General features: G+C 60.5%; 19 protein-coding genes. 12 read left to right on the forward strand and 7 right to left on the reverse strand.

The window, feature by feature from the left end; genetic code table 11:
• The first annotated feature begins 14 nt into the window (after nt 1-14).
• The 3 genes from soxR (at nt 15) to Q0677_RS01380 (ending at nt 2,022) form a co-directional block, all read left to right on the forward strand.
• On the forward strand, nt 15-479 hold the full coding sequence (soxR, locus tag Q0677_RS01370) for a redox-sensitive transcriptional activator SoxR (protein WP_298905219.1): 465 nt from the start codon (nt 15-17) through the stop codon (nt 477-479).
• 68 nt (nt 480-547) lie between these two features.
• Nucleotides 548-1,258 carry a VIT1/CCC1 transporter family protein gene (locus Q0677_RS01375; protein ID WP_298905220.1) on the forward strand — a complete coding sequence of 237 codons (711 nt, stop codon included), beginning with the start codon at nt 548-550 and terminating at the stop codon, nt 1,256-1,258.
• A gap of 164 nt (nt 1,259-1,422) precedes the next feature.
• Nucleotides 1,423-2,022 carry an outer membrane beta-barrel protein gene (locus Q0677_RS01380; protein WP_298905221.1) on the forward strand — a complete coding sequence of 200 codons (600 nt, stop codon included), beginning with the start codon at nt 1,423-1,425 and terminating at the stop codon, nt 2,020-2,022.
• 149 nt (nt 2,023-2,171) lie between these two features.
• Here the strand turns inward: Q0677_RS01380 and Q0677_RS01385 are convergent, their stop codons facing one another.
• Nucleotides 2,172-2,858, reverse strand: a complete 687-nt coding sequence (locus Q0677_RS01385; protein ID WP_133485480.1) for a response regulator transcription factor — start codon at nt 2,856-2,858, stop codon at nt 2,172-2,174.
• Between the two features lie 151 nt (nt 2,859-3,009).
• Here Q0677_RS01385 and ribA point away from each other — a divergent pair, with 151 nt between their 5' ends.
• Nucleotides 3,010-4,089, forward strand: a complete 1,080-nt coding sequence (gene ribA / locus Q0677_RS01390) for a GTP cyclohydrolase II (RefSeq protein WP_298905222.1) — start codon at nt 3,010-3,012, stop codon at nt 4,087-4,089.
• A 20-nt stretch (nt 4,090-4,109) separates the two neighbouring features.
• The gene (locus Q0677_RS01395) at nt 4,110-4,598 is read left to right on the forward strand and encodes a L,D-transpeptidase family protein (RefSeq protein WP_298905769.1); all 489 of its coding nucleotides are present in this window, start codon (nt 4,110-4,112) and stop codon (nt 4,596-4,598) included.
• Between the two features lie 61 nt (nt 4,599-4,659).
• On the opposite strand, the gene Q0677_RS01400 is transcribed toward Q0677_RS01395, so the two are convergent.
• Entirely contained in the window at nt 4,660-5,313 is a 654-nt protein-coding gene (locus Q0677_RS01400; protein WP_298905223.1) for a YggS family pyridoxal phosphate-dependent enzyme, read from the reverse strand.
• Between the two features lie 92 nt (nt 5,314-5,405).
• Nucleotides 5,406-6,221 (reverse strand): porin, encoded by an 816-nt coding sequence (locus Q0677_RS01405; RefSeq protein ID WP_298905224.1) that lies wholly within the window; start codon nt 6,219-6,221, stop codon nt 5,406-5,408.
• Nucleotides 6,222-6,561: 340 nt separating this feature from the next.
• Here Q0677_RS01405 and Q0677_RS01410 point away from each other — a divergent pair, with 340 nt between their 5' ends.
• The 4 genes from Q0677_RS01410 (at nt 6,562) to holA (ending at nt 11,176) form a co-directional block, all read left to right on the forward strand.
• Nucleotides 6,562-7,041: a DUF3576 domain-containing protein gene (locus tag Q0677_RS01410; protein WP_298905226.1), complete on the forward strand. Its 480-nt coding sequence runs from the start codon at nt 6,562-6,564 to the stop codon at nt 7,039-7,041.
• Between the two features lie 73 nt (nt 7,042-7,114).
• A complete protein-coding gene (gene leuS / locus Q0677_RS01415; RefSeq protein ID WP_298905227.1) occupies nt 7,115-9,670 on the forward strand; it encodes a leucine--tRNA ligase in 2,556 nt (851 codons plus the stop codon).
• Nucleotides 9,657-10,154 carry an LPS assembly lipoprotein LptE gene (gene lptE / locus Q0677_RS01420; protein ID WP_298905229.1) on the forward strand — a complete coding sequence of 166 codons (498 nt, stop codon included), beginning with the start codon at nt 9,657-9,659 and terminating at the stop codon, nt 10,152-10,154. Before leuS ends, lptE begins: the two co-directional genes overlap by 14 nt.
• Complete coding sequence (holA, locus tag Q0677_RS01425; RefSeq protein ID WP_298905231.1) at nt 10,151-11,176, forward strand: DNA polymerase III subunit delta; 1,026 nt, start codon at nt 10,151-10,153, stop codon at nt 11,174-11,176. Before lptE ends, holA begins: the two co-directional genes overlap by 4 nt.
• On the opposite strand, the gene Q0677_RS01430 is transcribed toward holA, so the two are convergent.
• Nucleotides 11,173-12,348, reverse strand: a complete 1,176-nt coding sequence (locus Q0677_RS01430; protein WP_298905233.1) for a TIGR03862 family flavoprotein — start codon at nt 12,346-12,348, stop codon at nt 11,173-11,175. The genes holA and Q0677_RS01430 overlap by 4 nt on opposite strands.
• A complete protein-coding gene (locus Q0677_RS01435; RefSeq protein ID WP_298905235.1) occupies nt 12,345-13,670 on the reverse strand; it encodes a mechanosensitive ion channel domain-containing protein in 1,326 nt (441 codons plus the stop codon). The genes Q0677_RS01430 and Q0677_RS01435 overlap by 4 nt, the downstream gene beginning before the upstream one ends.
• 45 nt (nt 13,671-13,715) lie before the next feature.
• Between Q0677_RS01435 and Q0677_RS01440 the strand changes: the two genes are divergently transcribed.
• A complete protein-coding gene (locus Q0677_RS01440) occupies nt 13,716-14,048 on the forward strand; it encodes an HNH endonuclease (protein WP_298905237.1) in 333 nt (110 codons plus the stop codon).
• An 18-nt stretch (nt 14,049-14,066) separates the two neighbouring features.
• On the opposite strand, the gene Q0677_RS01445 is transcribed toward Q0677_RS01440, so the two are convergent.
• A complete protein-coding gene (locus Q0677_RS01445; RefSeq protein ID WP_298905239.1) occupies nt 14,067-14,678 on the reverse strand; it encodes an enoyl-CoA hydratase/isomerase family protein in 612 nt (203 codons plus the stop codon).
• Nucleotides 14,675-15,430 carry an SDR family oxidoreductase gene (locus tag Q0677_RS01450; protein ID WP_298905241.1) on the reverse strand — a complete coding sequence of 252 codons (756 nt, stop codon included), beginning with the start codon at nt 15,428-15,430 and terminating at the stop codon, nt 14,675-14,677. Before Q0677_RS01450 ends, Q0677_RS01445 begins: the two co-directional genes overlap by 4 nt.
• A gap of 116 nt (nt 15,431-15,546) precedes the next feature.
• On the opposite strand from Q0677_RS01450, the gene Q0677_RS01455 reads away from it, so the two are divergent.
• Together Q0677_RS01455 and Q0677_RS01460 are read left to right on the forward strand one after the other, a co-directional pair.
• Complete coding sequence (locus Q0677_RS01455; RefSeq protein WP_298905243.1) at nt 15,547-16,893, forward strand: TldD/PmbA family protein; 1,347 nt, start codon at nt 15,547-15,549, stop codon at nt 16,891-16,893.
• Nucleotides 16,880-17,671, forward strand: coding sequence for a 3'(2'),5'-bisphosphate nucleotidase CysQ (locus Q0677_RS01460; RefSeq protein ID WP_298905245.1), 792 nt, complete (start codon nt 16,880-16,882; stop codon nt 17,669-17,671). Before Q0677_RS01455 ends, Q0677_RS01460 begins: the two co-directional genes overlap by 14 nt.
• Nucleotides 17,672-17,742: the final 71 nt, after the last annotated feature.

Here is a 17,742-nt window from a genome sequence, read left to right on the forward strand (position 1 = left end):
TTCGGGGGTTTCACATGCAACGCAGGAACGAGATTTCGATCGGCACATTGGCAAACCGCACCGGGTTGGCCGTATCCGCAATCCGGTACTACGAGACCCAAGGACTGGTCGCGCCCGAACGCAATGCGGGCGGTCAGAGACGATTCTTGAGGTCAGACATCCGCCGCCTGAGCTTTGTGATGATCGCGCAGAAATTTGGTTTCACGCTGGACCGCATCCGCGAGGTTCTGGGGCGCCTGCCCCAAAGCCGCACGCCGACTGCCAAGGACTGGACCGAGATCTCGCAGGACTTCCGCGCGGAACTGGACGAACAGATACAGGCTCTAACCCGCCTGCGTGACAAGCTGGACGGCTGCATTGGTTGCGGCTGTCTGTCTCTGGACCGCTGTGCACTGTACAACCCCGACGATGTAGCAGCGGATAAGGGCGCGGGGCCGCGGTATTTGATGGGGGATCAGGCCGTGCGGCCAGAGGACTAGTAATCCCTTGATCTGCCTTAAGGCGCCGCATCGCCCTCTCCTTCACACTGATGTGAAGGAGATCGCACATGTCAGATCACGGACACAGCCCACAGGAAATCACAGCCCGCATCGGGGCCCCACCCGGACGTGGGGTATTGAAGGATGCCGTCTATGGTGCGATTGACGGTGCGGTGACCACATTTGCCATCGTCGCGGGCGTTGCGGGGGCCGGGCTGTCCCCGTTCATCATTGTCATTTTAGGGCTGGCGAACGTACTGGCCGACGGGTTCTCGATGGCCGCGGCGGCCTATTCCGGGACTAAAGCGGAACAGGACAATTTCCAGCGCATCCGAAAGATCGAAGAGGAACACATCGCCCGTAATCCCGAAGGCGAGTGGCGCGAGGTGCGCGAGATCCTGGCCCAGAAAGGCCTGTCTGACCGCATCCTGGACGAGGCAACAGACGCCATCACCAAGGACAAAGAAAACTGGATCGCCATGATGATGGAAGGCGAATACGGGCTGGGCGGAATAGACCCTAATCCACTGCGATCCGCCACTACCACCTTTCTGGCCTTCCTGGTGGCGGGCATGGTGCCCCTGCTGCCCTTTATCCTGAATCTCGAAAACGCGTTCACCTACTCAGCATGGATGACCATGGCCAGCTTCTTCGCCATCGGCGCCTTAAAAAGCCACTGGTCCCTCAGCCCGTGGTGGCGGTCAGCCTTTGAGACACTGCTGATCGGTGGCGCGGCGGCAGGGCTGGCATATGGCGTAGGCAGCCTTTTCAACACATAGAAAACAGGTCGTTGCTCATAAATATGGATAAGACGGCCAACCCTCTGCCAAAACACAGCTTTTAGTGACTTTGGGGCAACTGCTTACAACGTACCGGTGTGCGACGTTGACCTTGCGACACAAAGGCCGCATTAACCAAATGTGGGATTAGGAAGGGTATTACAATGAAAACCAAGATTTGTGCAGCACTTGCACTGAGCGCATCCTTGCTTGGCGCAAGCGCAGCTTCGGCAGAAGAAGGCTTCTACTACGGTGGTTCGATCGGTGGATCGTCGTTCAATAGCGGCAGAGGGAACTTTGTTGAGACAGAAGGTAATAGCCTCACGCTTGGTGTGGTTGCTGGCTATAGCTTCGAACTTCAGAACGGCTGGTCGGCTGGCGTCGAAGGTTCGTTCGACTTCCTGACTGGCGGAGCGATGTCCTATAGTAACGGACAGCCCTCCTGCACCAGCCGTTCGCCTGACTGGTGTGACGTCGACAGCATCGTACGCGTCCGTGGCTTCGTGGGCGTACCAGTGAACGACAACCTCGAGTTCTTGGCTATGGGCGGCTTCGCCACCGCTTCCGGTTTTGCAGAAGACGGACCGACCACCTTTGTAGACAGCCGCGCTAAAGGCTTCACAGTAGGCGTGGGCGCTCAGACCCAAACCGGCTTCGGCACCACCCGGTTCGAACTGATCTATGACGAAATGTCGAACGTCACGCCGAACCGCTATGACAAGACGCTGAAAGTGATCTCACTGAAGACGTCAATTCTGTTCTGATCCAAATCCAGTTCAGCATAATCGGGCGTAGGGGGAACCTTGCGCCCGTTTTTCGTTTGTCCCTGTGCCGCATGAAAAAACCGGGCCACGCGGGCCCGGCCAGTCTTCAGGGAGGGAAGCGTACTCGTAACCCCGAGTACGAGGGAACCTTAGGCGTTCAGGCGATAGCCACCGCTTTCCGTCACCAACAACCGCGCGTTCGAGGGATCGGGCTCGATCTTTTGGCGCAACCGATAGATGTGAGTTTCCAGCGTGTGGGTGGTGACGCCCGCGTTATAGCCCCAGACCTCGTGCAGCAGCACGTCGCGGGCGACGACGCCATCGTTCGAGCGATAGAGGAACTTCAGGATGTTCGTCTCTTTCTCGGTCAGGCGAACTTTGCGGTCGTCCTCGGTCACCAGCATCTTCACCGACGGCTTGAACGTATACGGCCCAAGCTGGAATACGGCGTCTTCGGACTGTTCATGCTGGCGCAGCTGGGCGCGGATGCGGGCCAGAAGCACCGGGAATTTGAAGGGTTTCGACACATAGTCATTGGCACCCGCATCCAGACCCAGAATGGTGTCCGCGTCGGTGTCATGACCGGTCAGCATCAGGATCGGGCATTTCACACCCTGCTTGCGCATCACGCGGCACAGCTCGCGCCCATCCGTGTCCGGCAGGCCCACGTCAAGGATCACCAGATCATACAGCGCTTCCTTGGACTTGGTGATCGCCTCGGCCCCGTTTCCGGCTTCGAAAACATCGAAATCCTCGGTCATCAGCAGCTGTTCGGCCAAGGCGTCGCGCAGATCCTCGTCGTCATCTACCAGCAAAATCTTTTTCAACGTGGACATGGCGCCCTCCTTCATCCTGTTGCTGTCAGATTTGTGGGCGCGCACGGAAATGACAAGATATGCAACAAAACTCTCACGGCCTCGTGTCAATTCGCCGGGAAATGTTTCATATGGTGACAGAACCACCTATCTAGGGCGGGAAAGGATGCCCATGACGCTTGCCCCAAACCAGACCGAGCTTCTTGCCCGCGCCCGTGCCGATCTGCGCATGGGGGTGCCAGTCGTGTTGCGGCTGGATGGTCGCGCTGTGATCGCGGCTGCGGCCGAGACCCTGTCGGCGGGCCGGTTGGACGATCTGCGCGCCTTGGGGGACGCCGTTCTGGCGATCACGCCGCGCCGGGCAGAAACACTGAAGGCCCGCGCCTATTCCGACCGTGTGGCCCGGATCGAACTGCCATCAGACGCGGATACCCGCTGGATCGCCTCGGTCGCGGACCCGGCGGATGACCTGTCGCACCCGATGAAAGGCCCGTTCCGCACCTGTCGCGGCGGCGATGACGCGCTGGAAGCACATGCGATCGCGCTGTGCAAATCGGCGCAGCTTTTGCCCTCGGCCTTGGTGGTTGAAACGCTGGATGCCAATGAGCTGACCCAGATGCATGGCCTGACGTCCGTGCATCTGAACCCAGAAACGCTCCGCGATTTGCATCTGGCGCCTGTGGTCCACGCCCGTCTACCCATGCAAGTGTCCGAGGCCGGACGGCTGCACATCTTCCGCCCAGAAGATGGCGGGGAGGAGCATTACGCCGTCGAAATCGGCCGTCCCGCGCGCGACGAACCGGTGCTGGCGCGCCTGCATTCCGCCTGCTTCACGGGCGACGTTCTGGGCAGCCTGAAATGCGATTGCGGCCCGCAGTTGAATGCGGCGTTGGCGGCGATGGGCGAAAACGGCGCGGGCGTACTGCTTTACCTGAACCAAGAGGGTCGCGGCATTGGTCTGGCCAACAAGATGCGCGCCTATTCCTTGCAAGATCAAGGGTTTGACACGGTCGAGGCCAACCACCGCCTTGGCTTTGAAGACGACGAACGTGACTTCCGCATCGGGTCCGAAATCCTGAAATCCATGGGATTCTCTCAGGTCAAACTCATGACCAACAACCCGCGCAAAGTGGCGATGATGGAAGACAACGGCATCAAAGTGGCCGAACGGGTGCCCCTGAAAGTCGGCGAAGGCGCGCATAATGCGGCCTATTTGGCGACGAAAGCCGCAAAATCCGGGCACCTGCTGTGACCCTTCCGCGCCGCCATGACATGACCGTCACCCGCTGGGGCGCGCGGTTCATGGGGCGACGCTTTCCCGTGGCGATCGGGCGCGGCGGTATGACCGATGACAAGCGCGAAGGCGACGGGGCAACCCCGCGCGGCGTCTGGCGTCTGGTGGGCGGTAGCTTCCGTGCGGACCGTCTGGCCCATCCTGACACGCTGTTCGACCTGAACGCCATTGGCCCGATGGATATCTGGTCCGACGATCCCACAGATCCGGCCTATAATCACGGGTTGCGCGCGCAAAATTACGCGCCAAGCCACGAGAAAATGCGCATGACCGCGCCGCTTTATGACGTGGTGCTGTTCAGCGATTGGAACTATCCCGACGCCACGCCCGGTAAAGGCTCGGCCATTTTCGTGCATCACTGGCGCAAACCGCGTCACCCAACGGCGGGGTGCTTGGCCTTCGCGCCGAAAGACCTGCGCTGGATCCTAGACCGCTGGACCAATCACAGCCGGATCATCGTCCGCTGAACGCATTTTCTTGCCAAAAATATCCTGGGGTGAGAGCCGCAGGCTCGAGGGGCAAAGCCCCTTAACCATAGTCGCGCTCGCCAAAAATCGCCGAACCAACCCGGACATAGGTCGCGCCCTGCGCAATCGCGCGTTCGAAATCGCCGCTCATCCCCATCGACAGCCCGTCAAAGCCATGTTTCTTCGCCAGCTTAGCCAGAAGCGCGAAATGCAGGCTGGGCTCTTCATCCGAGGGCGGGATGCACATCAGCCCTTCCACGGGCAGTTTCAATTCGCGGCACAGGGCAACCAGTTCGTCCAGATCGCCGGGCAGAACGCCGGCTTTCTGATCCTCTTCCCCCGTATTCACCTGAATAAACAAACGAGGGCAGTGGCCTTCTTCTTCCGCGATACGCGCGATGGCACGGGCCAGTTTGGGGCGGTCGACGGAATGGATCACGTCGAACAGCCCAATGGCCTGCCGTGTCTTATTCGTCTGAAGCGGGCCGATCAGGTGCAGCTCAACCCCGTCGAATTTTTCCTTCAGTTCGGGCCACTTGCCAGCGGCCTCTTGCACCTTGTTTTCACCGAAGACGCGGTGGCCTTCTTCCAACACCGCGATCACGCGCTCCAACGGTTGAACCTTGGACACGGCAATCAGCTGTGCCGACCCCGGGGTGCGGCCCATGCGCGCCTCTTCCTTGGCGATGCGGGTTTGAATGTCTGAAAGAGCCATGGGTCATCCTGTCGTTTCTACAATGACAGATGTCCCAAAAGAAAAGAGCGGACGCAAGGCCCGCTCTTCCCTTACCAAATAATCCGTTAGGATTAGAAGGTCATGTTGATGCCCAGATCGGCTTTGGTAACGCCGTTAACTTCTGCAACACCTGCGTCAACCGAAGCGCCGCCGCCCAGGTCGTACGAGATGCCCAGACCGTAGCCTTCAACACCGTCATCGTTGCCGTAAGCAATGGTGATGGTCGAAGCGCCCATGGTGTAGCCAGCGTCAACACCGTACGAATAGTTGGAAGCAGTCGAGTCACGGCCATACAGAGCGTTCAGAGCAATGTCGCCGAAGGTGGCGCCAGCGCTGATTGCATATACGGTGTTACCACCGTCTTTTTCCACACCAGCACCAACTTTGAAGTCGCCCATTGCGTACTTGGCGCCAATCGCCCAGTCCGAAGCACCGGAGGACAGGTCGCCCGACAGAGCAACGCTGAAATCACCAAAGGTACCTTGGTACAGAGCGTTAGCGGTCGAGGTGCCTTTTTCGGCTTCTGCCAGGTTGTCAACACCCAGACCCGAATAACCGACGTCTTTGATGCCCGAAACCGAAGCGTCAACAGCGTTGTCTACGGTACCAACCGACAGCTTGCCGAAGCCGCCTTCGATGTAAACAACTTGGTTGTCAGTAACACCAAAACCACCGTTGTCGAAGGTCAGGTCCAGATCGGCACCAAACGACAGGCCACCATCGGTTTCACCGGTCAGCGAGATGTTCAGGGTGGTGTAGTAGTCCGGGTTCCAGTTGGTGCCGTCGTAGATCATACCGAAGCCAGCAGCACCGGTGAAGTCTGCGTCAGCAGCAGCGAAACCAGCCGAAGCGACCAGAGCGGTCGAAGCGAAGAGAATCTTTTTCATTTCGTTTTCCCTCATAAATTTTAGAGTTCGCCTCAATTCAGGGGAATCCGAATTGAGTATGCATCGTTCAATCCACCTTTCCGGCGCTCATTGCAAGCTGACTGAAACGTCGAAAACCGAATGTCGGGCATATTGGTGCTTTCATGCCACAGTTTCATTCGCGCAGTCGGCGAAAACCCGCAATATCAAGCGATTCTCTAATTATATGACTCACATAGGGTGCTTGGGAAAACGCTTGCCCGCCCGCAGGGGCTTATATACTAACAAGAGGAATTTTTACTTATGGGGCTGTTTCATGGGCATCCTTAAAACGTCTGCTTTTGGTCTGTCATTGATCGCTATGCTTGGTCTTTCTGCCTGTGGTGGCAGCCGTGGATCAGTTGGCTCCGCTGGATCGGGCAATATTTTCGGAGGCGGCTCGAACGCCCAGCAACAAGGTGGTGGGCTTGGGCACACGCCAGAAATTGAAGAGCCGCGCGAGACGATCTGGGATCTGTTCAAGAACGTGGACGACCCCAACACCACGGTCGAAGTTAACCGCTATATCTGGAACGCATCGCTTGATGTGCTGAGCTTCATGCCGGTTCAGGCCGCTGACCCGTTTTCGGGCATTATCGTATTTGGCTATGGCCGTCCGCCGGGTGGCGGTGCAGCTTACAAAGCCACAGTATATGTCCGTGACCCCGCGCTGGACGCGCGCTCGCTGTCGGTTGCGCTGTATACACGCGGTGGCCCGGCCAGCGCCGAAGCCGTCCGCAAGGTCGAAGACGCGATCCTGACCCGCGCGCGTCAGCTACGTATTCGTGACGGCAAGCTCTAGACCCGGAACGACCAGACTTATAAGACATGCGCCGGGCCCATAGCCCGGCGTTTTCACATCAAGGACCTGACGAATGTCGCGATACACTGCCGCAGATATCGAACCGAAATGGCAAAAAGCCTGGGACGAGGCCGGAATCTTCACCGCCACGCGCGATGAGACGAAGCCGAAATATTATGTGCTCGAGATGTTCCCCTATCCGTCGGGCCGCATCCATATGGGTCACGTGCGCAACTATACGATGGGCGACGTGATCTCGCGCTATAAGTCTTCGTGCGGGTTCTCGGTTCTGCACCCGATGGGCTGGGACGCCTTCGGGATGCCTGCTGAAAACGCGGCGATGGCGCAGGGCGGCCACCCTGGCACGTGGACTTATGACAACATCAAGACCATGAAAGGTCAGATGCGCCCACTGGGTCTGTCGATTGACTGGAGCCGTGAATTCGCCACCTGCGACCCGGAATATTACGGCCAGCAGCAGGCGATGTTTATCGACTTCATGGAGAAGGGTCTGGTTTACCGCAAGAACGCCACGGTGAATTGGGATCCGGTCGACATGACGGTTCTGGCCAACGAGCAGGTGATTGACGGCTGCGGCTGGCGCTCGGGTGCGCCGGTGGAACGTCGCGACCTGACGCAATGGTTCTTCAAGATCTCGGATTATTCGGGTGAACTTCTGGATGCGCTGGATGGCTTGGACAACTGGCCGGAAAAAGTGCGCACCATGCAGGCCAACTGGATTGGCCGCAGCCAAGGTCTGCAATTCTCGTTCGAGCGTGTGGATGGTGGTGAGTCGATCGAAGTCTATACGACGCGCCCCGACACGCTGATGGGCGCCAGCTTCGTCGGCATCTCGCCCGATCACCCGATCTCCAAGGCGCTTGAGGCCGAAAACCCCGAGATTGCCGCGCAGCTTGTCGAAATGCGCAAGGGCGGCACCACCGCCGAAGCCATCGAGACCGCCGAGAAGCTGGGATACGACACCGGCATCCGCGTGAAACACCCGCTGAACCCGGAATGGGAGCTGCCGGTCTGGATCGCCAACTTCATCCTGATGGATTACGGTACCGGCGCGATTTTCGCCTGTCCGGCACATGACCAGCGCGATTTGGACTTCTGCCGGAAGTACGACCTGCCGGTTGTGGACACGTTCCTGTCGCTGGACGATCCGAAGCCCGTCGAAAACGAAGCCTTCGTGCCGCCGAAAACCGAAAAGGTGAAATGGGTCGACCACTTCGCCGGTCTGGACGAGGCCACCGGCGAGGAAGCGATCGACGCGACCGTCAAGTTCGCCGAAAACGCCGGCTGGGGCACGGGCGTCGAGAAATTCCGCCTGCGTGACTGGGGTCTGAGCCGCCAGCGTTACTGGGGCTGCCCGATTCCCGTCGTTCACTGCGACACCTGCGGCGTGGTGGCTGAGAAGAAAGAAAACCTGCCGGTCAAACTGCCCGAGGATGTCAGCTTCGACACCCCCGGCAACCCGCTGGACCGTCACCCGACGTGGCGCGACTGTGCGTGCCCGTCCTGCGGCAAGCCCGCCAAGCGTGAAACCGACACGATGGACACCTTCGTCGATTCGTCCTGGTACTACGCGCGCTTCACCTCGCCGAATGCAGCGACACCGACCGATCTGGAAGAAGCCTCCTATTGGATGAATGTCGACCAGTATATCGGCGGCATTGAGCACGCGATTCTGCACCTGCTGTACTCGCGCTTCTTCGCCCGCGCGATGAACATCTGCGGCCACCTGCCGGACACAGCCCGCGAGCCATTCAACGCGCTGTTCACGCAGGGCATGGTGACCCACGCGATCTATAAGAACGCAGACCGCACCGACGAGAACGGCCGCGCGATCTATCACTATCCCGAAGAGGTCGAGGAACGTGATGGCAAAGTGGTCGTGAAAGAGACCGGCGAGGCGATCAAAGTGATCCCCTCGGCCAAGATGTCGAAGTCGAAGAACAACGTGGTCGACCCGGTGAACATCATCGACGCCTTTGGCGCCGACACCGCCCGCTGGTTCGTGCTGAGCGATTCGCCCCCCGAACGTGACGTGGAATGGACGGCATCCGGTGCAGAGGCCGCCGCCAAGCACTTGGCCCGCGTGTTCGCCACCGCAGTGAAGATCGCCGATATGGACGACGCCGACGGTAATGACGAAGAACTGCTGCGCGCGATGCACAAGGCCATCCACGATGTGACCATGGGCATCGAAAGCTTCGGCTTCAACGCCGCCATTGCAAAGCTTTACGCCTTCCAGAACGCCATTTCGAAATCGAAAGCGGGCGGTAAGGCGCAAAAGCAAGCGATGCGCACCATGGCGCAGCTGATGTCGCCCATGACGCCGCACCTGTCCGAGGAAATCTGGTCGATGCTGGGCGGCGAAGGTCTGGTGGCGCAGGCCGCATGGCCCGTCGCCGACGAAGCCATGTTGGTCGAGGATACCGTGACCCTGCCGATCCAGATCAACGGCAAACGCCGTGCGGAAATCAGCGTGCCCAAGGACATGGACAAAGCCGAGGTTGAAAAACTCGCGCTGGCCGAGGAAGCTGTCGTCAGGGCGCTGGATGGTAAGGCCCCGAAAAAAGTCATCGTTGTTCCGGGGCGTATTGTGAATGTCGTGGTCTGATCGCCGCCACTTCCTGAAAATCACCGCCGCTGCCGCGCTTCTGGCCGGCTGCGGCTTCACCCCGGTCTATGCGCCGGGCGGCTCGGCGGATGGATTGCGCGGGGCGGTAACCATCGCTGCGCCGAATGATTCGAATAGCTACGAGTTCGTGAAACGGATGGAAGAACGGCTGGGCCGTAACCTGTCTGCGCCGTATCGGTTGGACTATACGATCACCACACGCTCGGAAGGCGTCGGTGTGACGCCCGCACAGGAAATCACCCGCACACAGGTATTGGGCGCGGTTGAGTTCAGCGTGACCTCGGTTGCTACGGGCGATGTGGTCGAAAAAGGCACTGTGTCCAACTTCACGTCCTATTCGACCGAAGGCTCGACCGTGTCGACCGCCGCCGTCGAACGCGACGCGAATCGCCGTCTGATGGTGCTGTTGGCCGATCAAATCACCACGCGCTTCTCGGCCACGTTCTCGGGCTGGGGCGAATGAAGCTTTCCCCGCGGGACGCCAGCGGCTATTTCGCCAAGCCCGATCCCAAGCGGATGGGCGTGCTGATTTTCGGGGCAGACGCCATGCGTGTGGCGCTGAAGCGGCAAGAGCTGATTGCCAACCTGATCGGCCCCAATGGCGAAGACGAAATGCGCCTGACCCGCATTCCTGCCGCCGAGCTGCGCAAAGACCCCGCGATGCTGTCGGACGCAATCAAATCGCAAGGTTTCTTCCCCGGCCCGCGTGTGGCCTTTGTGGAGGACGCCACCGATACGCTCGCCAAGATCATCACCCCCGCCATTGCCGACTGGCAGGACGGCGATGCGCAGGTTGTGGTGACGGCGGGCTCGCTGACCGCGCGGTCCGCGCTGCGCAAACTGTTCGAGGGCCACCCGAACGCCTTTGCGGCGGGCATCTATGACGATCCCCCCACGCGGGACGAGATCGAGGCCGACCTGAAACGCGCCGGCATCGCACAGGTCAGCCCCGAGGCGATGAACGACCTGATGGGCCTGTCGCGCGATCTGGATCCCGGCGACTTCCGGCAAACAGTCGAGAAGCTGGGGCTGTATAAACTGTCCGATCCCGCGCCCGTCAGCCCTGACGATGTGCTGGCCGTTGCGCCTGCCTCGACCGAGGCGGCGTTGGACGATCTGCTACATGCGGTCGCCGAAGGTCGTGCAGGCGAAATAGGCCCTATTCTCGCCAAACTGCAGGCCCAGGGCGTCGCGGCCGTGGGGCTTTGCATCGGCGCCACCCGCCATTTCCGCGCGCTGCACGGCGCCAGCTCCGATCCCGCCGGGCCGGGCCAAGGCATCAACCGCCTGCGCCCGCCCGTGCATTTCAAATCGCGTGACCGGATGGTCCGGCAGGCCAATAAATGGGGGCTGCGGCGGTTGGAACAGGCGCTGGAAGTGCTGATTGACACCGACTTGACGCTACGATCGGCCCAGAAGGCCCCTCAAATGGCGCTGATGGAACGCACCCTGATCCGCTTGGCGATGATGGGTGGACGGCGTTAACGCCTAGCGTAATCCGCGGCAGCGCGCCCTGCATGGCGCCCGGTCGCGAAACATGTGGTCAACAGATAACCACCGGTCGGGGCTTCCCAATCCAGCATTTCACCGCAGGCAAAGACGCCGGGCAGCGCCTTGATCATAAGCCCCTCGTCCAGCGCCTCGAACGACAGACCGCCTGCGGTCGAGATCGCCTCGTCCAGCGGGCGCGGACCTTGATGGGGGATCGGCAGAGCTTTGATCAGCGCAGCGAGTTCGGCAGGGTCAGAGGGCAAAGGCCGCGAAAACTCCTGTAATAGAGACGTTTTTACCGGGTCCAGCTTCAGCGTCTTGCGCAGGTGGTTGGACAGGCTGGCCTTGCCGCGCGGGCGGGAGAGACGGGCGGTGATGTCCTCAAGGCTGCGCCCGGGGAGCAGGTCCAAAGTCAAAGGCGCCCCGTCGCGCATCGCACGGCTAACGGCATAAATCGCGGACCCTTCAATGCCCCGTGACGAGATGACGAACTCGCCCAGCACCGATTGATCCCCGGCAGTGACGCGTACGGATTTCACCGGCTGGCCGAAGTGACGCGCCATATGGGTGCTCCACGCGACGATGAAGCCCATGTTGGCGGGCTGGAACGGCGCGCAGGAAACACTGTTTTGGGCAAGAATAGAGACCCATTCTCCATCCGATCCCAACCGTGCCCAGCTGGCCCCGCCCAGTGCCAGGACGGTGACATCCGCCTGAACGGTTTGCAGCCCCTCGGGCGTCTCAAATTGCTTCGCACCATCTGCGATACCTACCCAACGCCAGTTCCGACGCAGCTCGACCCCGGCTTGATCCAACCGCGCCAGCCAATTGCGCAGCAGCGGCGACGCCTTCATCACCTTGGGAAAGACACGCCCCGACGACCCGGTAAAGACCTCTTGCCCCAGATCACGCGCCCAGTCCTGAACCGCGTCTGGTCCAAATCCAGCCACGATCTTCCGCAGGCTGTCTGGTCCATGAATATGGGACAAAAACGCCGAAATAGGCTCTGACTTTGTCAGGTTCAGACCCGACTTCCCGGCCATCAGGAACTTGCGCGCGGGCGATGGCTTGGCGTCAGCAACCACAACGGACAGCCCCGCCTTCGACAGCTCCTCTGCTGCCATCAGCCCTGCCGGACCTGCCCCAATGACCAGCGCAGTCTTCACGAGGATTTGGCCCCATCACCCAGCATCTCGACCACGCGGTGTGGATAGGGGATCTCGATGTGGTTGGCCTTAAGCGCCTTCCAGATCTGCATCATGACCCGCGGCGTGAACTTGTTGCGCCCGTCATCTATGCCGTTCACCCAGAACTCCAACGCGAAATCGACACCGCTGTCGCCAAAGGCGCGCAGCTCGCAATCGGGCATGTGTTCTTCAGTATCGGTCAGAACGAAATCCAGTTCGGCCACGGCTTTTTCGATGATGTCCGGCACGGCCACGATGTCGGCCTTATAGCTGACCGAGAACGGCGCCTCGTAGCGATTGGCGCTGCCTGCATCCGAGTAGTTCACCACACGAGTGGTGATAAAATGCTCGTTCGGCACCACGATCCATTTGCCGTCATACGTCTCTAATATGGCGGCGCGGGCGGTCATTTTGACGATCGTGCCGGTCTCGCCCCCGTCCAATTCGACGTAGTCGCCGACCGTGGCCTGCCCTTCCAACAGAAGGATAATGCCCGAGATAAAGTTCGACGCAATTTGCTGTAGCCCAAAGCCCAGCCCGACGCCAATCGCGCCCCCAAGAACAGCCAGAGAGGTCAGATTGACGCCCATGATGTTCATCAGGATCAGGAAGGCGGCACCGAAAATCGAGATTTCTGCGGCTTTGACGGCCAGCTCGCGGGTGGCCGGGCGCATCTCTTCCTGTTTCTTGATCGCTTGTGCGGTTTGGTCGTTCGACCAGCGCCCCAGCCAGAAGATGACGCCGCCCAGCACGGCAAAGCGGATGGCGAACAGCAGCGAGAAGCTCATATTCCCCAGCGGTACGACAGTTTCGTCCAGTTTGGTCGTCACCAGATCCAAAAGCCCGACGGTATAGAGCGCAGCCATTGGGATCAGGATGTATTTGCCCAAAAGCTTCAGGAACGGATCCTTGATGATCTCACGCGCGAAGGCGCGCACGGCGAGGAACAAGAACACGCGTTTCCCGAAGGCGATCACCGCACCCGAGCCAAAGATCGAGCGCGTGACCTGCTCGCCCATCGCCGTAAACGCCCAGGCCAGAAGCGGCATGGTCAAGGGCAGGAAGATCAACGCGAACAGGCGGACCTTGGCGATCGGATGGTTGCGATCGCCGTTCGGCGTCAGAATGCGGGTCAGGAATGGCTCGAGCTTCTTATCGGTGAAGCGCGCGGCCAGATAGGCAACGACCAAGAGCCCGAACTGAGACCACGCGGCGGGGGACAGAAGCCAGCCTTCAGCGATCTCCCACCCCTGGTTCAGATAGTCCAGCGCGGTGTCCACGATCTGAGGTCGATTTTCCATCTGCTTTTCCTTGCCTTCACGCGAACACTGATAAAACCTTTGGAAATGGATAGCGGTTTGACCTCAAAGGGCAAGGCTTCCTTGCCGGAATGCGCGCTGTGCGGGCGCGTGATCCCGCCGGATGTGGCGCAAAGCCAGCACCATCTGGTGCCGAAGCTGAAGGGCGGGAAAGGCGGGGAAACTGTTCTGCTGCACCAGATCTGTCACAATCAGATTCACCTTGAACTGAGCGAGGCCGAACTGGCGCGCAGCTATCACACGCCTGACGCCCTGCGCGCCCATCCGGTGCTGGCCAAGTTTATCCGCTGGGTCGCCAAACGCCCGCCGGATTTCTACGCCGTCACCAAAGGGGCGCGGCGTAGAAAAGGGCGACGTTAGGCCGGATTAGAGCCTATATTAGGGGATCATCCGCTTCATCGCCGCCACGTGATCGGCGCTTTGCGATCGGGCGTGGTCGGCAAGCTCTAACGCAGCGTCCATCAAGCTGTCAGGCGCGACCACGCGGTCGATCAGCCCCCATGAAAGCGCCTCGTCCGTTTGGATTTTCTGGCCCGCCATCAAAATCATCTTGGCCCGCGCGGGACCGACCAGCGCGGCCAGACGTGCGGGGTCGGACGGCTGAGGCAGATAGCCCAGCTTCATCACCGGATAGAAAAACTTGGAACTGGGGACCGAGATACGCAGATCACAGGCCAAGGCCATGCCGAACGCACCGCCTGCCAGCGTGCCGTTCAGGGCGGCGATGGTCAGGCAGGGCGCGGCGGCGATGGCACCGGACAGACGTTCCCACACATCGTCGGTGGCCAAACCAGCCTTCGCCTCGTCCAGATCCGCACCAGCGGAAAACACCTTGCCCGCACCGGTCAGCACCAACACGCGCGCATCCCCCGCCGCGTCCTGCGCGATCTGGGCGAGCCGCTCCAACATCGCCTTGGTCAACGAGTTCGCCTTGTCCGGACGGTTTATGGTCACCACCCAGACGCCATTTTCTTTCGTGAGGTCTATCATCCGAATACGTTCGCTCTTTTCCTGATATCCATGTCGCGGAGCGAGATTTCCTTGCCCAGAAACTCGTCTGCATCATCTGTGCACATCCACAACAGCGCGCGGGCGGGCCATTCGGCGGGGATGTGTTCTTCCCAGTTCAGCCGCGCCACCGCGTTGATGCCCGAGGCTTTGATCTCGCGCTGCATTTGGGTGGCAACGGTGCCCGGCGACAGACCGATCGCACGGATGCCCTTGCCCGAGGTTTCAAGGTGCAGAGCCTCGTTAAACATATGCATGCCCGCCTTCGAGGTGCAGTAATGTGCCCAGCCTTCCAGCGGGCGATGGGCGGCCCCAGAACTGATCGTCAGGATCGAGCCTCCGCCCTGTTCGATCATATGCGGCAAGGCGGCTCTTGCGCCGTAATAGACACCTTTTAGGTTTACATCGATGACATGGCTCCAGCCCTCGGGGTCCGAGGTTTCAAGCGGACCGATGGGTTCAATGACGCCCGCATTGTTGATCAGCACATCCACGCTGCCAAAGCGCCCGTGGGCCATATCAATGGCGGCTTTCACTTGGCTCCAATTCGACACGTCGCAAGTGACGGCCAAAGCACGCTCGCCAATGGATTCCGCGATGGCTTGGATCTGCGCCGCGCTGCGGGCGGTCAGCACCACGTTGGCCCCGGCCTGCGCAAAGATGTGCGCGGCGGCTTCTCCGATTCCGCGGCTTGCGCCCGTGATCACAACGGTTTTCCCTGTCAAATCATGCATATGGTGCCCTCCCTTCCTTTAATGCTAGCGCAGCATTCGCGCAGATGCCAGAGACACATCTTGCGAGCGGGGGGTGCAGAGGTTACCTGAGAGGCACGCAATTGAAAGGACGCCCCATGCGCGCATCGCTTGATAGCCTGACCCAACAGCTTTTGGACGCCGCCCGGAAGGCGGGGGCGGACGCGGCGGATGCGTTGGCGGTGGACGGGACGTCCGTGTCGATTGATGTGCTGAACGGCAAGCTGGAGCACGCCGAACGCTCCGAGGGCGTGGACATTGGCCTACGCGTGATGCTGGGCCAGCGACAGGCCTGTGTGTCGGCGTCAGATGTGTCCGAAGCGACAATCAACGCGATGGCCGAGCGCGCCGTGGCGATGGCCAAAGAAGCGCCCGAGGATCCCCATATCGCGCAGGCAGACCCAGCGGATCTGGCGAGCGACTGGGATCTGGAGGCCTTGGAAATGGCCGACCCCAGCGCCGAACCCGACCCCGCCGCGCTGGAACGTGATGCGCTCGAGGCCGAGGCCGCTGCGCTGGCCGTCAACGGCGTGTCGCAGGTCAGCAGCTCGTCGGCGGGTTACGGGCGGCATCAGTTCCATTTGGCATGCTCAAACGGGTTTTCGGGGGGCTATGGCCGCACCAACCGCGCAATCTCGACCGTGGCGATCACCGGCGAAGGCGCGACGATGGAACGTGACTATGCTGGCGAAATGCGCATCTTTCAGGCCAATCTGCCCAGCGCGGAAGAGATCGGCACCAAAGCGGGCAACCGTACTGTCGAACGGCTGGGCGCGAAGAAGCCGCCAACGGGCGCTTATCCTGTGCTCTATGACGAACGCATTTCGGCATCCTTGATCGGGCATCTGCTGAGCGCCTCGAACGGCGCGATGATCGCGCGTGGGTCGTCGTGGTTGCTGGATGCGTTGGGCGAACAGGTGCTGCCCGACGGCATTGACCTGATCGAGGATCCACACCGCAAACGTATTTCCGGCTCGCGCCCGTTCGACGGGGAAGGCCTGCCCACGCAACAGCGCAAGATCGTCGATAGCGGACTGCTGACCGGCTGGACGATGGACATCGCCACAGCACGCCAACTGGGGATGCAAAGCACCGCCAGCGCGTCACGCGGGACGTCTGCGCCGCCGTCACCGTCGATCTCGAATGTGGCTCTAACGCAGGGGAATTTGACGAAAGAGGACCTGATCGCGCAGATGGGCACCGGGCTCTTGGTGACATCGATGATCGGGTCCACGATCAACCCGAACACCGGTGATTATTCGCGCGGCGCATCTGGCTTTTGGATCGAGAACGGCGAAATCGCCTATCCCGTCAACGAATGCACCATCGCGGGCAATCTACGGGATATGCTGAAGCGGATCATCCCGGCGAATGATGCCGAACCGCATCTCAGCCGTATGATCCCCAGCCTGCTGGTCGAAGGGATGACCCTTGCCGGTGACTGATGATCTGAAACTTCTGATCGACGCGGCGCAAGCAGCGGGCAAGATCGCCTCGGGCTTTTTCCACGGCTCGGCCGAACGTTGGGACAAACCCGGCGGCCAAGGCCCCGTGACCGAGGCGGATCTGGCCGTGGATCGCATGTTGCGAAACGAACTGACCGGTGCCCGACCCGACTATGGCTGGCTGTCGGAAGAAACCGAGGACAACCCCGAACGTCTTGAGGCCGAACAGGTGTTCATCGTCGATCCGATCGACGGCACGCGCAGCTTCATCGAAGGCTCGACCACATGGGCGCACTCGCTGGCCGTGGCGCGCGACGGGATTGTCGAGGCCGCCGTGGTCTATCTGCCCGAACGCGGCAAGCTTTATGCTGCAGCCCTTGGGCAAGGTGCCACGCTGAATGACACTGCCCTGACCGTCAGCCAGAAGACCCGGATCGAAGGTGCCACGGTGCTCGCCGCAAAGCCCAATTTGAACCCCAGTTTCTGGCAGAATAGAGACGTTCCCCCAGTCGAGCGGGTGTTCAGAAGCTCGCTGGCCTATCGGCTTTCTCTGGTGGGCGAGGGTCGATTTGACGCGATGATGACACTGCGGCCCACTTGGGAATGGGACGTCGCTGCCGGAGCGCTGATCGTCGAAGAAGCAGGCGGAAAAGTGACCGATCAGGTCAAAGGATCCGCGCGCTTCAACAACCCGCATCCGCAGCTGCGCGGCATGGTCGCGGGCACCCCACCGGTGCAGGACGCGCTGGTCACACGGTTAGCGGAACCGTTAGTCTAACATCCCTTTGAAATTGGGGCATTGCCAAGCGGATATCTATCGCTAACATACGGCAACCCCCATATGTTCAA

Origin of the sequence: uncultured Aliiroseovarius sp., from assembly GCF_947492455.1 — a bacterium.
GTDB lineage: Bacteria > Pseudomonadota > Alphaproteobacteria > Rhodobacterales > Rhodobacteraceae > Aliiroseovarius.